This window comes from Vibrio chagasii (genome assembly GCA_041879415.1).
Taxonomy (GTDB): Bacteria; Pseudomonadota; Gammaproteobacteria; order Enterobacterales; family Vibrionaceae; genus Vibrio.
In genome coordinates this window covers 1,488,089-1,502,992 of record CP090851.1, presented here as the reverse complement: position 1 = coordinate 1,502,992, position 14,904 = coordinate 1,488,089, and the positions used below count along the sequence as shown (strand labels likewise).

15 protein-coding genes are annotated in these 14,904 nt (G+C 43.9%); 7 read left to right on the top strand and 8 right to left on the bottom strand.

Annotated elements, in window-relative coordinates:
• The first annotated feature begins 1 nt into the window (after position 1).
• Both L0991_06740 and L0991_06735 read left to right on the top strand, forming a co-directional pair.
• Entirely contained in the window at positions 2–433 is a 432-nt protein-coding gene (locus tag L0991_06740; protein XGB63761.1) for a cytochrome C, read from the top strand.
• The gene (locus L0991_06735) at positions 433–864 is read left to right on the top strand and encodes a cytochrome c (protein XGB63760.1); all 432 of its coding nucleotides are present in this window, start codon (positions 433–435) and stop codon (positions 862–864) included. Before L0991_06740 ends, L0991_06735 begins: the two co-directional genes overlap by 1 nt.
• A 97-nt stretch (positions 865–961) precedes the next feature.
• Here L0991_06735 and L0991_06730 read toward each other — a convergent pair whose 3' ends face one another.
• Positions 962–1,741 carry a RelA/SpoT domain-containing protein gene (locus tag L0991_06730; protein XGB63759.1) on the bottom strand — a complete coding sequence of 260 codons (780 nt, stop codon included), beginning with the start codon at positions 1,739–1,741 and terminating at the stop codon, positions 962–964.
• Positions 1,742–2,064: 323 nt separating this feature from the next.
• On the opposite strand from L0991_06730, the gene L0991_06725 reads away from it, so the two are divergent.
• A complete protein-coding gene (locus L0991_06725; protein XGB63758.1) occupies positions 2,065–2,718 on the top strand; it encodes a thiopurine S-methyltransferase in 654 nt (217 codons plus the stop codon).
• Positions 2,719–2,810: 92 nt separating this feature from the next.
• Here the strand turns inward: L0991_06725 and purT are convergent, their stop codons facing one another.
• The 5 genes from purT to sbcB form a co-directional block, all read right to left on the bottom strand.
• Entirely contained in the window at positions 2,811–3,986 is a 1,176-nt protein-coding gene (gene purT, locus L0991_06720) for a formate-dependent phosphoribosylglycinamide formyltransferase (GenBank protein ID XGB63757.1), read from the bottom strand.
• Between the two features lie 167 nt (positions 3,987–4,153).
• Positions 4,154–5,041 (bottom strand): cytidine deaminase, encoded by an 888-nt coding sequence (gene cdd, locus L0991_06715; GenBank protein XGB63756.1) that lies wholly within the window; start codon positions 5,039–5,041, stop codon positions 4,154–4,156.
• A gap of 276 nt (positions 5,042–5,317) precedes the next feature.
• Entirely contained in the window at positions 5,318–5,995 is a 678-nt protein-coding gene (locus L0991_06710; GenBank protein ID XGB63755.1) for an LrgB family protein, read from the bottom strand.
• Between the two features lie 2 nt (positions 5,996–5,997).
• Positions 5,998–6,369: a CidA/LrgA family protein gene (locus L0991_06705; GenBank protein XGB63754.1), complete on the bottom strand. Its 372-nt coding sequence runs from the start codon at positions 6,367–6,369 to the stop codon at positions 5,998–6,000.
• Positions 6,370–6,393: 24 nt separating this feature from the next.
• On the bottom strand, positions 6,394–7,818 hold the full coding sequence (gene sbcB / locus L0991_06700) for an exodeoxyribonuclease I (GenBank protein ID XGB63753.1): 1,425 nt from the start codon (positions 7,816–7,818) through the stop codon (positions 6,394–6,396).
• Positions 7,819–8,773: 955 nt separating this feature from the next.
• Here sbcB and L0991_06695 point away from each other — a divergent pair.
• From L0991_06695 to L0991_06680, 4 genes are read left to right on the top strand one after another with little or no spacing between them, the layout of a single operon-like run.
• Complete coding sequence (locus L0991_06695; GenBank protein ID XGB63752.1) at positions 8,774–9,208, top strand: DUF4402 domain-containing protein; 435 nt, start codon at positions 8,774–8,776, stop codon at positions 9,206–9,208.
• A 52-nt stretch (positions 9,209–9,260) separates the two neighbouring features.
• On the top strand, positions 9,261–9,710 hold the full coding sequence (locus L0991_06690) for a DUF4402 domain-containing protein (GenBank protein ID XGB63751.1): 450 nt from the start codon (positions 9,261–9,263) through the stop codon (positions 9,708–9,710).
• Positions 9,707–10,411, top strand: coding sequence for a molecular chaperone (locus L0991_06685; protein ID XGB63750.1), 705 nt, complete (start codon positions 9,707–9,709; stop codon positions 10,409–10,411). Before L0991_06690 ends, L0991_06685 begins: the two co-directional genes overlap by 4 nt.
• Before the next feature lie 54 nt (positions 10,412–10,465).
• Entirely contained in the window at positions 10,466–12,916 is a 2,451-nt protein-coding gene (locus L0991_06680) for a carboxypeptidase-like regulatory domain-containing protein (protein ID XGB63863.1), read from the top strand.
• Between the two features lie 10 nt (positions 12,917–12,926).
• On the opposite strand, the gene L0991_06675 is transcribed toward L0991_06680, so the two are convergent.
• Together L0991_06675 and L0991_06670 are read right to left on the bottom strand one after the other, a co-directional pair.
• Positions 12,927–13,775, bottom strand: a complete 849-nt coding sequence (locus L0991_06675; protein ID XGB63749.1) for a sterol desaturase family protein — start codon at positions 13,773–13,775, stop codon at positions 12,927–12,929.
• Between the two features lie 74 nt (positions 13,776–13,849).
• Positions 13,850–14,863: a DUF2804 domain-containing protein gene (locus L0991_06670; protein ID XGB63748.1), complete on the bottom strand. Its 1,014-nt coding sequence runs from the start codon at positions 14,861–14,863 to the stop codon at positions 13,850–13,852.
• Positions 14,864–14,904 lie beyond the last annotated feature (41 nt).

Sequence of the window (14,904 nt, the reverse complement as noted above, 5' to 3'; positions counted from 1 at the left end):
CATGTGTGATCATTCAACTCAGCACAACAAGCGCTCTTATCGTAAAGACATTATGAGAGCGGCGCTGGTCTGTAGCTTGTTAACCTCAATGCTTGTGCATGCCGATGAAGTACCGGATAACCCAAAGGCTTTCTATGGGGTAGATAAGAGTTCAGGTTTAATCATGGCTCCGGGATGGGAGTTAGTGAAAGGCCAATGTAATGCGTGCCACACGAGTCTTATAGTAGCGCAGAACAGTGGTACCCGAGAGCAATGGCGTGAAACGATTCAGTGGATGGTAGACACTCAGGGACTATGGGATTTGTCTGATACATGGGACCCAGTACTGGACTATCTGAGCACCTACTATCAAGACAAAGGGATCGACATGAACAAGTATCGACGTAAACCTATTGATAGCGCTCTGATGCCGCCTATGCCGGGAGAGCAATAATGAATCTAACTAAGTTCACGCTGCTCTGTGTAGCGTCGACAGCTGCTGTGATGTCACTCTCCGCATGCACTGATGACAACACTGCAACGGTGGGAAAGGTTTCGCCAAAACTGACAGTACAAAGTGACAAAACAGAACCTTATATACCGAGCCTGATGGCTGGTGAAAAGCTCGTTAACAACCTATGTAGCCAGTGTCACGGTGATAAGATCATTCCTTTCGTGAGGACTTACCCAAATATTAAGGGGCAAAAATCCAGCTACATCCTTAAACAATTGCATGATTTTAAAAGTGATGCACGTCAGGACTTATATATGCAGTCAGTCGTGAAGTCGCTATCTGATAAGGATTTACAGGATGTGGCTGCTTTCTATAGCACCTTAAAGCCGTTGGACTTGTATGAACGCTCACAGGAGTATTACCACCAATAGCGTTCGTTTGTGATTAATCAAAGATACGCTGAAATTAAAAAGGGCTGCGAGTGCAGCCCTTGTTCGTTTTTGTTTTGTAGTAGCGGTAAGGTTGGTGTTAAGCCGCTTTTATATGAGTCGTAATGTATGGTTGCCATGCTTGTTGATACAGCTCTAAAGATTGGCGTCTTAGGCTGTTAATTTGCGCCGCTTCAATGTCGTTGATTGGGCGCTTTTCAGCAATGGCATGGCGCTCAATACCTTGAATGATCTCGTATAGCTCATGTTCAGGACCACTTTTCACATCCGCTATCGCTTTTAAATGAAGTTGAACCTCGGCTATCATGTTGGTTTTTGGTAAGCGAACCAGTAGGTTAAGGTCACGGTAGCCAGAGTCAGCTGGTGACTTAAACTTGTTTTTCACTTTTACCACGTCCGCTTCACGGCTCAGTGCTTCGTACACTTCAACTATGCTTTCTACATCATTAGCGATGATTGTTGCGCGAGCTAGGTCGGTAATTCTTGTGTTGTCACCATCCAGTTCTAATTCAATTTTCTCTTGAGCGCGAGCTTGAGATTTAACACCAGCGAATAGGGCATCTGAATTAGTGAGAAGAGCAGTACTTTTACAGATTGTCTCTAGCTCTGCTTGCGCTTGGTGAGCTTTGCTGTAAAGGATGTCGAAGTCGGTATAAGGCTGAGTTGGACGCGAGTCGAATGCCTTGATGCCATATAGGCCGCTTAGGCTGTGGCGGAATACGTTTGATGAAACTTGGTTTTGCGAAGACGCTGTGCGCGATTGATCAGTTGAACTCGTTGAAACAGGTGCTGCTGCGAATGCAGGCGCTCGGCTCAATACTAGAAGCATTAGGGCCGTCGTACGGAGAAATACACTCATTCAAACTCCAAAATACAAGGTTACAAAAACGGGTAGTTAAAAGGGGTAACCAGTAACGCATAAGAGTAAAAAAGCTTAACTAAACTCACTACATATTAAATGGGGCTAGTTAAGGCAGAAACCAACTCTAACGTTTAATATTGCTTTAAAATGTGAACATATAGACAAATAATCCAAGCGTTTGTTCCGCAATTTTAAGAACTTTGAACCTAGCCAGTTTCTGGTGTTACTCGAAACCAATTTGGCACTTTAAGCCAAGCTAAGGTTGCTCTTACTTCTCTATACTGTACCCTTGCATTATGACTGTTTAACATGAACGAAAGATGAATAATCCTGAATTTTGGCACAATAAATGGGCAGCCAACCAAATTGGTTTCCACCTTGAAGATGTAAACCCGCTTTTGGTTGAGTTTTGGAAAGCAACTGAGCCTAGCTATGAGAAGAGTGTTTTTGTTCCTCTATGTGGCAAGAGTGAAGATCTGATTTGGCTGGCGTCAAAACATGAAGACGTTCAAGGTGTGGAATTGAGCCAGATTGCGGTTCGAGCTTTTTTCTCTGAGCATTTCTACACGCCAACCGTCACTCAAATTAACGGTCAACATGAGCTTTATCAGTTTGATGAGTTAAGTATTTACACTGGGGATTACTTCACTGCGCCAATTCAGCCTGTCGATATTATTTATGACCGCGCTTCTCTAGTCGCTTTGCCTGCTGAAATGCGTCTGCAATATGTAGAGCGCTTAAAGCAACTGCTGAAGCCAGGCGGCAAGATCCTACTTGTAACACTAGACTACGACCAAGATGAAATGGCAGGCCCTCCGTTTAGCGTACCTAAACTAGAAATCGATCAGTTGTTTGAGGGTTACAAGATTACATTGTTGAACCAAGATATTGCAGACGACGATCATCCTAAGATTGCTAAGAAAGGTTTGTCTCGATTCAGTGAAGAAGTGTATTTGATTGAATCGGAAGTCTAAACTAAGTTTACTTTCGAAGAGATAACACTAATTAAAAGACGGGCGCATGGCCCGTCTTTTTGATCGTTAAGATTCAAGATCTAAGAATTTGATTAGTAAATCACTTTTACCTTCGACGCGCTGTTGATTGCATCTTCAATCGCGGTTTCTGTGCGATTACGGCGTGTTAGTGCAACACCAAGGCGACGACGACCATCGATGTCTGGCTTACCAAACAGACGAACTTGTGTTTGTGGTGCCTCTAGTGCTTCTGCAAGGCCTTCAAAACGGATGTTCGTTGATGTGCCTTGTCCAAGGATTACTGCAGACGCACAAGGGCCATACTGAGTAATTGATTTGATAGGCATACCTGTAAATGCGCGTACGTGCAGTGCGAATTCTGAAGAGTCTTGAGACATCAATGTCACCAAACCAGTATCGTGTGGGCGAGGGGATACTTCGTTGAAGATCACATGGTCGCCTTTAACGAACAACTCAACACCAAAGATACCATAGCCACCAAGAGCATTAACCACTTGCTCTGCCGTGTACTGTGCCGCTTTTAGAGCGTTGTCTGACATAACCTGAGGCTGCCATGATTCACGGTAGTCGCCGTCTTCTTGACGATGGCCGATAGGTGCACAGAAATGAACACCGTCGACTGCACGAACAGTGAGAAGAGTGATCTCGTAATCAAAGTCGATGAAGCCTTCAACGATTACACGCCCAGCGCCAGTGCGACCGCCTTCTTGTGCATAGTCCCACGATTTTTGGATGTCTTCTTCGGTTTTGATAACGCTCTGGCCTTTGCCTGAAGAACTCATTACGGGTTTTACAACGCAAGGCATGCCGACAAATTCAACCGCGGCAGCGAAGTCTTCAAAGGTGTCTGCAAAGCGGTAAGGGGATGTGCTTAGCTTCAGCTCTTCTGCTGCAAGACGACGGATACCTTCACGGTTCATCGTTAGCTTAGTAGCGTTAGCTGTTGGAACGACATTCAAACCTTGAGCTTCAAGCTCGACCAACTTGCTGGTGGCAATAGCTTCAATTTCAGGTACCACGTAATCTGGCTTTTCTAGTTCAATAATAGCTTGAAGTGCATCGCCATCTAACATGTCCAGTACATGGCTACGATGCGCGACTTGCATAGCTGGCGCATCTGCATAACGGTCACAAGCAATAACTTCCAAACCTAAACGTTGGCACTCGATAGCCACTTCTTTGCCAAGTTCACCTGAACCTAATAGAAGTACACGAGTAGCATTTTCACGAGTAGCAGTACCAAACATAGAAATTCCTTCCGATCTTTTGAACGATTGATTGAAAACGGGGTGATCATACTTATTTAAATGACAAAAGCAAACGTTTGCGTGGGTTGTGGTGTTAATTACAAGCATAAAAAAAGCAGCCCTATAAAAATGGGCTGCTTATTTAAAAGATTGTTAATTGGATGTGCTTAGATTGCTAAGTAAGTCACTGGAATGTCAGGATTAATCGCTTCTAATGTAGATTGCGTATCCGCTAGGTGACTGATGCTACCTTCGGCGATTTCAACCAATGCTGCGCTTTCAATTTGTTCAAAGTCGAAGCCTGCAAGTTTTAGTTGAATCAACGCAACTTGTAGCGGCGGAAGGCTAGGGTTGAATGCTGCGTTTTCAGCGTAAGCACCAGTAAAGATCTCACCAGTTTTTAGCTGGAGCGACACACCACTTAAATTTTTAGTGTATGGCGCATGGCTGCGGTTAAGCGCTGCTAATGCTTCAACTACAATAGGAGTCGTCTCTTCTGTCGTGTACTTATGGTCGAGTTCAGACATTAAGCCTGTTGTTACGCCAAGATCAGAAGGTCCAAATGAATCAGGTAGGTATTCTTGTAGCGACATTTCATCACGCTGCGGAAGCTGAACTTTAAGCTCTTTCGCTGTAGTCAACTCATTCATAAATTGACGACAGTGACCACAAGGGCTGAAGTTAATTGTGATGTCTGAAATACCGCGCTCACCTTTCATCCAAGCGTGGCTGATTGCTGATTGTTCAGCGTGTACGGTTTGGCCAAGTTGCGCACCAGCGATTTCAAGGTTTGCACCAAAGTACAAAGTACCAGACAAACCACGAACGATTGCACCAACGTAAAAGTCAGATAACGGTGCGTATGAATACGCAGCAGCAAAAGGAAGTAGTGCGATACGTAGTTCGTCATCCTCTAAACCACTTGCTTCAAGCAGGCTAGAGAACTGTTCTGGAGACAATGTCGCGTCAAAGTTGTCTGCTAATACGATGTCACTTAAAAGCGCTTTCATTGATGATGGAGCACTTTCCAGCGCCAGGGTAATACGACTGTTCATGTTGAATCCTTAATTGACCTTAGGCTTTAAGTTTATGCAATGCTCAGGAATTTTCTGTGACAATGATCACTATTGTATTGTTGTTGTTACATTGGTTTGCATAATTAGAGTGAGGTCACACTTGAAATCGATTGCAAAGACCATTTTTACAGCTGATATCGCACTTATTGTTCAAAATCGCCTGTTATTAGCTGAATAAATGGCAACAAAAAGCCCAAGCAAACACTGATATCGACAGGGCTTGGCTTGGGCTAAGTCGGGTTGTGGGCGTCTTGGCTAGGAATAGAACCAGACCACCAAACCAAACACGCTAGGTGCGATTATTGAGGTGATAACGCCACACAGCACTAACGCCAGTGAACTGAAAGCCGCATCTTCTTGGTTCTTTTCAGCGCAAGTTGCCGTACCCAACGCGTGAGAAACTGTGCCCATGGTTAAACCCCTGGCAATAGGGCTCTTAATGCCAATTAGATTGTAGATAGGGTAAGCAAAAATTGCCCCAAATAATCCGACGATAAGAACCAGTATTGCAGCAATCGCCGCTTCACCACCAAGATGGCTTGATACTTCCATCGCAATAGGGGTAGTGACTGATTTGCCCAATAGACTCGCAATCAAACTTAGGTCGGCTTTGAAAGCGACGGCAATCATTGCCGCTGTTGTCATCGACATCACACTACCCAGCGTGCATGCAAAGGTAATGATTCGCCAGTTGGCTCGAATTTGAGGTAGTTGCTCATATAAAGGATAAGCTAGGGCGACAACCGCTGGCTGAAGCATGTAGGTAATCCAAGTGTTGTCTGCGTAGTAGGTCTCGAAGGGGACTTTAAAGAACGTCAGAATTGGAATGATGATGCCAATGCTTATTAGAAGCGGGTTACATAGTGGGGAGTTCACTTTCTGACTTACCCAACGAGCAAACAGAAACACCACAATAGTTAATAGAATCCACATGATTACTTACCTCTCGCTAGCAAGCGGTCTAAGAACCATGATAAGGAGACTAGTACAATGAGCGTGCCACCCACTGCACTCGCCATAATCGGCAGCGCGTTAGCGATCAGCATGTCAAAGTGTTCCATAAGCCCGACACTGATCGGGACAAACAGTAAAATCATCAAACGAATAATTAGGCTGGCACCAGGTTGTACCCAATGTGCCGGCACAATACCAATCACCATGGCAGTGAACAGAATTAACATGCCAAAAATACTGCCTGGGATTGAGGTGTCTAAGTATTGTTGTAACGCGTTGCCTGCAGTGAGAGCACCTATGATTAAGGTGAAGGAGATTAAGCAGTAAACGAGTTTGATCAATCTTTCTTTCAAGGTTTTACATCTCTCGATAATGGGTTAACTAGCTAGCTTTTCTACGTATTGATACACCGCTTTCAAAATAGCCATTTTCTTCTCGTCACTTTCATGTTCGTGTGCGAGGTTCTCTAGGTTGAGCATGTACTCTTCTAAGCGGCTTTCGTAAAACTCACGACAATGGTTTGCCCACTTAAGTTGCTCGGATTCATCTAGCGTCCATGGGAAGTTACGTGCGCGGTAACGGAACAACAAAGGCTTGATGCGTTCGTCACTGAAGGTAATGTCTAACGCTGATAAATTATTTGGGTCAGTCTCACGGATGATGTTCATCGCGGTTTTATCCGCCGGTGAGAAGAAGCCATCGTAAAGCTGGGTATCTACATCGTCGCTCTTTTCGTACTCACGTTCCTGTGAATATAAGCCAATCAATTTTTCACGAATTTCTGGGTGTTCGCGCAGGATCGCGAGGTTCTTCAAACACTGCTGACGATCAATACCAATGGTTTCAGCATTTTCAGCGGTTAACGTTTTTGCTGGCGCTAGAATAGGGCACTTGTTGAGTTGAACCAGCTTAATTGGCACTGGCAGCTCGTCTTCATTTAGGTCGCTGCGCTTGGTGTAAAGTCTTTCTCTGAGCTCATCAGTATCAAGTTCTAATAGCGGGCTTGGATCTTTTGCTAGGTCGACAACAATCACCGCGTTTTGATTGGTAGGGTGCCACGCCATAGGAACAATCCAGCTTGTGTAATTGCAGTCACGACCGAACATACCTGAAACGTGCATTAACGGTGTCATATTTACGATGTCGACCAGCTCATTCAACTTACGTTTGTGGCGCATGTTGTAGAGATAATCAAACATCTTAGGTTGTGCGGCTTTTAGCTTTTTCGCGAGTTCAATCGTCGCAATAACATCGGCCATCGCATCGTGCGCGTTTTCGTGTTCAATGCCATTTGCCACAGATAGATGTTCCAGTTTAAAGCTTGGGAAACCTTCTTCGTTTTCTGGCCAAACAATACCGTCAGGACGCAGGGCGTGTACGGCACGCATCACATCTAAAAGATCCCAACGAGAGTTACCGTTCTGCCAGCTCCATGCATACGGGTCAATGAAGTTACGGTAACAGGTGTATCGCGTGACTTCATCATCGAATCGAATACTGTTGTAACCAAGGCTTGTGGTGTTCGGCTTTGCAAGTTCAGCATGGATCTTAGCGATGAACTCTGGTTCCGCCAGGCCTTGAGACATGGCTTTTTGTGGAGTGATTCGAGTAATCAGTGCAGCTTCAGGTGCAGGAAGGTAATCAGCAGGAGGTTGGCAGTAGATGACCAATGGCTCACCAATAATATTGAAATCTTGGTCGGTACGAACGCCGGCGAACTGACTTGGACGATCTTTCGCTGGGCTCACGCCCCATGTTTCGTAATCGAAAAAGAAGTAGGTTGGCTGATTATCTGAACTCATTGAATTTCCTGAACAGTCTACGGGTAACTGTGTACTGTGGCTGAAGGTTAGTTTTGTTCAGTATCTGATAGTATGCGGTACGCGTGCAACCCAGATCACAAATAAATTGCAGGAAAGTGCTGCATTCCTATTCAATCAGACTGAAATCGGGGACTGGGTATCTTAGGTTGGTTATTTCTTGGCAAGATGGACCAACAAAGTGTTGCGGTTAAAGTACTCGAAGGGGAGGCAATTTGGGATTTGGAGTCAACCATAGACAGTTAAAAGACAGCCAAAGCATTACTGAGTCTAAAGATGAGTGTGTTACCGCTTTCAACTACCTTGCATCAAGCTTCTAATATCACGCGCTTTGCTGCACTTAACGCTCGTGAGAAATGAAACTGAATAGGTCATTAATATCAAATTATCCTCCTTTTTAGACGTTATTTAATAGTCTTAATCACCGTAACAAATAATAATGTTAGATGATTTGATATGTCTTATTTTTAATACACTATCAATAGTGAGGTTACATAAATTAACCCCTTGCCGGTTAATATTTCAATTTTATTACAAGGTTATGGTTTCTCTAGTTTGTTTCAAATTTGAGACTTTATTGCAACACGCTGATCTATATACGTCGTTTTCTCGTCTTACTTCAAATTTATCTCGTACTGTATTTTTAATATATTCTAAAAAATTTAAGTGTTCTTGATTAAATAAATATATTTATTAACTGATTAGGATGTAAAACAAGTTTTATATATTGTTGGATGAAATGCTCTAATACCATTATTTTTATTGGTGTTATTTATATCAATTAGCGTGATCTTATTCTCAATGCGTCCCATTTCTTTATAAATAAGTGTCAATATATATATTTTCTAAATAGGATTGTTGTTACTTAATTGTTAACTATGTTTGACTATTAGGTAACCCTAATAATAAAGCCGATTTTATATAAAGGATTAAAGAAATGAATAAAGTCTTTAAGGTTGTTGCCGTCTCTGCACTTTCTATCTCTTCAGCAAACGTTTTTGCTGTGAGTGACACTTTTGATGCAACACTAGAAGTAAAACAAGCGATTACAATGACAAAAACGAGTGATTTAGATTTCGGTATCATCACTTCAGATAACACGACAGATGTTGTTGTTGCTCAAGGTGATGCAGGAGCTGCGGCGTTTACACTTACGGGTGAATCAGGTGATACGGTGACAGTAAGTATTTCTGATACCAACTTAGTTAACGGTGTAAATACGATTGCTGCTGAGTTTGATTTTAACAACGCTATAACCCTAACTGGTGGTACTGCGGATCTTAATATTGGTGGTACGGCTCGTACTTCAAGCGCATCGTTGGTAGCTGGTACTTATGCTGCAAACGTTGCAGTTGATGTTACTTACCAATAATTAAGTGAAACTAGTATAATATTGTGGCTGTAATAGAGCAGCCGCTTTTACTATGAAGTCTCTATTTGAATGCGTAGTTAAATACGCGATATATATCGGACTGACTCTATATTCAAGCCCGTTCTATGCTCTGGAAATAATTCCTGAAAATATGGAAGTGAAATTTCCTGGTATGTATATCTCTGGTTCTGGACAAAATGCCGATGCTAATCCGGCTAATGGTCAGATTTACGTGGTTCGTTTTTATGTTGAAGGCGATCCGGGAAAAAAGATCGTGGTTTCGCTTCCTTCTAATCAATATCTTAACCATTCTCAAAAATCGAAACGTCTTCGAATCAGGAAATTTTATTTTGGCTGTGGCTTGTCTAAGAGAGGTCGAGCAAAAATTAAAGGGAATGGGAGAAGCAAACTTCTGTGTATTGGTGCAAAAGTAAAAATTGGCGCTAATCATCCTGCTGGCCTTTATACCAGCACTATCCCTTTTGAGGTCAATTATAAATGAAGTTATTTATCTCATGCTTTTTCGGCTTACTTTTCACTGCACAAGCTTACGCTCAACTCCTTATCGCACCGACTCGCTTTGTCCTAGACGCTGATGCCTCAGTCACGGAGAAAATTGTCGTGGAGAATAATTCAAATGAACCGATCCGACTAGAGATAAAGCCCATCTACCGTTCAGTAAAGGCAAGCGGCTTAGTTCGCACTGACGCTAATATTGCTGAGTCAGAAAACATTGCTGATTGGATTAAGGTCTCACCACCAATCATCCGTGAACTAAAGCCTAATCAAAGGCGCACTGTTCGTTTGCGTATGAACGCCTTACCTGACGATATGCCTGATGGAGAGTACCGTGCTTATCTATGGTTTTCACCAATAGCGAAAGCACCTGAAGCGACTGATTTATCAAGAACGGTGCGTTCGAACAATGGTTCAGCATTTGAGCTCAATTTCCATATCAATAGTTATGTTCCAGTGTATGTTCAAAAAGGCGAGCAAGTTCAGGACGTGAAGTTCCAATGTGCTGATCAAAACCTTAAGATCACGAATGATGGTAAGTTTCAGTTTAGCGCCAAACTGAATGTTGATGAACACAGTGAAAAGGTAGTGTTGCTTCGTAATGCGGAGTTAACTAAGCCGTTTCCGAAAGGATCTAAGGTGTCATTAGTACAAAACGACCAACCTTTGTACGAATGTGTTCTGTAGGCCGACGTCTCTATTATCAGTGACCAGGCGCTCAACTGAGTGACGACAAGAACCATGTTCCATCATCTGGTTTTCCGACTTGTCTTGCTTTACTCATTATTGCCTTTTCCCGCGCAATCACAGTTACAAGGTGAAGATGAGGCGAGCGAACTCTATCCTGCTCATATCGAGGTTCGAGTAGGACAAGTCGGTGATAGCTTTTATCGCGTGATGATGGATGACTACGAAGAGCCGTTTGTTTCGATATCCAATGCGGCATTTTCTCTACTAGAGATGAATGGCCAATGCGATGAAGACGGCTATTGTGAAATCTACCTGCCGCAAGATGTAGGTAGAGAGTCTCCTCCCTATATCGTCGATACCCAGCAAGCAATTTGTTATCGCGATGATACGAATATCCAGTCGATTAAGTTTGAGGTGATTGATGCAGAAACGTATATCCACTGGTACAGCTTACAAGCCTGTATTCCCGCAAAAGTCCGTTGGGATATTGATGATTATCGGTTAACAGTGTCGCCAGAGTTCAGCTCGTTAACTGAGCTGGAAGCGGTGATCTCAAAGATCAAAAATGAATCTCGAAAGAAAGCCGAAGAATTGAAACGAGCCTCTAACGTGCCTGTCGTAGAGCCTCAAGCAACGGTGGGCTTAGCGACACGCGTAGCAATGTCTGTATATCACGATAGTGAAGAGGGAGGTGATGTCTATGCCATTTCCGATACCATTCTAAGCACCGAACACTCCTTATCCCGATTATCTATCGATTCGAGAGAAGATCAGCCCATCGTCTATTACAACATCGCGGTTGAGACGAACGATGGTGAGGGTTCGCTTGAGTTAGGGCATGTATTGTTGGATGGCAGCGTTTTTACGGTTAACCAAACCCTTGAAGACGGTCTCTACTACACCAATCGGAACCGTCAGCCAGAGTTCGGCAACTTACAATTGGAGCGTACAACTCAACCGAATATCAGCATTGATGTGTTGGTTAATGGCATCTACCAAAGGACTTATCGCTCTGATGAGTTTGGGCGCTTTGTTATTGAAGAAGACAACATTTCCCCCGGTGACACCATTAAGTTTCGTTACTACTTATCAAAAGGGGTGTGGCAGGAAGAAGAGATCACCGTTGCTGGGTTAGAAGATGCTTTTTTGCCGCGTAACGATTGGGGCGTAGAGGTAGTAGGCAATGAGGGCGCAGATCGAGCGGGCGCGGTGTCTCTAGAATATGGCCTCGCTGATTACTTTACCGTGGGTAGTGCTTTCAGACGGCAGCATGGCAAAGATTTAGTCGGTTTTCAGGGGCGATATTTACCGACACATTGGTTTGCTGGACATATTGGTTGGTTACCCGATTTTAATCGGTTCCCCATGGAGTTTGATATCTTGTTAGGTGGCGATCAGTCTGCATCGATTGAGCTTAATAAGACCGATGAATTGGCTTTAGAGTCGATGGAGTATGATGTTTTCAAATACAACTTGTCTCTTGCCAATCTGACCGCCTTTTTAACGGTAAGAAACGATGATGACGAGTTAAGTGTAGAGCCAAAAGTGAACGCCAAAGTGTCGAGCAATCTGTTCCTTTCTTATGCTGGCGATTATCAATACGCGAAAGATACTCACCAAGACAGTTACTTGCATACTGTCGAGCTCGCTAAAAGCGGCTTTTCTGACACCTCGTGGAATATATCTGGAACAGTGAATGGATCTGGGCATCACGAACGCACGGAGCTTTCATGGAGAAATGCTTGTAAAGAGTGTGTGCTTGACCCTCTAGAGGTGTTTCAAGAGCTGACCACTAACGTATCTGCACGTTACCAGAAACAACAGGTCTCATTTACAGCCTCTTTGGAAGCTCGTGTGAATCCGTACCTACTGTTTAAACTGGAAGGGACAGAAGACCGGTATGGCGTGGAAATGACCACGGAATTTGGCGCAAAAACCTACTTCGATGAAGATATTGGCGAGTTTGTTGAATGGAATCGATACAACCACTCTAAACTGACCGGCATTGTTTATGACCATCATAAACAACCCATAGCCGGAGTTAGTTTACAGGTTCTCGATCAACGTGCTGTCAGTGACTCGAAGGGAAGGTTTGAGTTCTCAAGTGTGCCAGCTAGAGAAAAGCTACCTATTTATATCGATGAAGGGGCGTTAGACCTCAACTTAACTCCAATTCAGAATCCAGTGTTTGTGAATACTAAGCAAGTGGGACAGACTCATGCTCCTATTGAAATGGTGGTGTCGTTTGGTGTGGATGGCACAGTGGAAGGGGATATAGAAAGCAATGCGTACCTGCACTTTAAACACATCCAGAAAGGCACCGAATATTCCAGTGAAATAGAAAGCGATGGCTTTTACATGGTAGAGGGCCTGATTGCTGGAAAATACATTATCACGCTAGAAATGGGGGATAATCGATTCGTTCAAGGTGCCGATTTAGATGGCGACTTCTGGGTCAGCGACCTAACATTCCAGCTGATCGACTTTCATAAGGTTTACTAACTGGTTACGCTTAATCAGTAGGAGGTGAGAGCATGAGCTTTACTTTTTGTTGCAGCGTTAATCTTTGGCTACGTAAGTCTTTCAATATCGCTCTCCACTCTTGGAAAGTGACTGTAATGGGATTATAGCTGTTGACTGGCTTGGTGACGCCGTAACGTACGGTTTCAACTTCTGGCTCGAAAGTGCCAAATAGCTTATCCCAGATTATCAAAATCCCTGCGTAGTTTTTATCGATGTATTGCGGGTTTCTGCCGTGGTGCACGCGGTGGTGCGATGGTGTGTTAAACAGGTATTCAAGAGGCCCTAAGCTTCGAACCCACTGTGTGTGGACAAAAAACTGCAAACCAAGATTCAAAAGCACGACGAATATTACCCATTTCGGGTCGAACCCTATGATGACTAACGGCACCCAGAATAGCCACATCCCCGCGATTGGGTACATTAAGCTTTGACGAAAAGCAGTACTAAAGTTCATGCGTTCTGAGCTGTGGTGAGCGACATGAGCTGCCCACATCCAGCGAACACGATGACTTGCTCGATGGAACCAGTAATAGAAAAAATCCTGTAAAACCATGAGCAAAATGAAACTCAACACGCCTATCTCTATGTCCATTAAACGCCAACCAAATAACCAGAGGTAAAGCTGAACGACCAGCAGCCCGGTCAATAGATCCGACAGCTGATGCATGCCTGCCAATGTGAAATTACAAACCACTTCGGATAGCTTATAGCTGGAGTTATCTGGTAAACCGCCTTGCTTCTGGCCAATAAAATACTCGGCCAGCATGCAAATCATGAATAAAGGTGCCAGTACCAACAGCAGCCATTCTGGATGATTGATTAATGCGTCGATATTCATGTTGTATCCTTGTTGAGAAGTCATACTTGAGGTGTCTAGGTCATAACCCGTAATTAAGCCGTCAGAAGATTCGGTTACCAACGAGCAAAGTGGTCTTCCGTCAAACCAAGTACATTATTGAGTTGGTGCGTGATGCCATCATTGTCTTGGATTGAGCCAGAAAAGTGCCCGATGAACTGGCGAAAGTTACTCTTTAACAGCCATAGGTTGAGTTTCTCGCTGCGATGGTTGGAGGGAGTAAAAGTCAGGTTGATGCGACCATCTGCAGACGTTATCTGCCAAGGTAAATGGGCATCTTGGCGGCTAAATGTAAACTGAGCACCGTTAAGTAAGTGCCGGGTCCCGTTAATCCACAGTACGTTCTCACAGCCACCCGTCTCATTAACTCCGGCCGCGAGGTTAAGGCCAATGTTCGTGTTATTGACTAGCGTATTGATGCTAGCCCAACGCCAACTGGTTTCACGTCTCATGTATCCAGCAGAAAAGTCATAGCCAGCACGTGCATTGAGAAGAGAGACCTCATGTTGGTTTATCTTAAGTGTCCCAGTTACTCTGAGTGCATTGTGTTTTTGGGTGTAGGTCCACCCTGAATAACCGGTTGGTGTGCACATCGCCATAGGTAAGCTATCGGGATCTGGCAGCAAGCAAAATTCGGCATTGATGAGCTTGGTGTTGATTGCAACGTTCCACTGTCCTTCTTTGATATTGAAAGCGATGCTTTGACCTGCAATTTTTGTCGAACCTTCAAAGGGGGAGTGGGTGATCTGCTTATCAAGCCCTAAAGGTCGCAGCCAATTGGACTCTGTTAGGTGGTTACTCTCTATGTCGTATACGTAACAAAACGCTGAACTCAAGTAACGAATGTCAGCAATAGCTACGCCAATGATGTGAGTCTGTGTAACTAAGCTTACAAACTGAAATTGTTTGTAGTGGAAGTGTTTATGCCAAGGGTTTGCTTTTGCGTCCATGGCGTTTCGATAATCGAAGTTTTCTATGTTTAATTGTTTTGGGATGCCATCGAAATGCCCGATGGTTGGGTGACCATTGGAGTTAATCACGCAGTCTGGAGCTGGAAGTGTGTTTATCATTGCGAGGCTTCACATTAATTTAACAATTAACCCCATTGTGC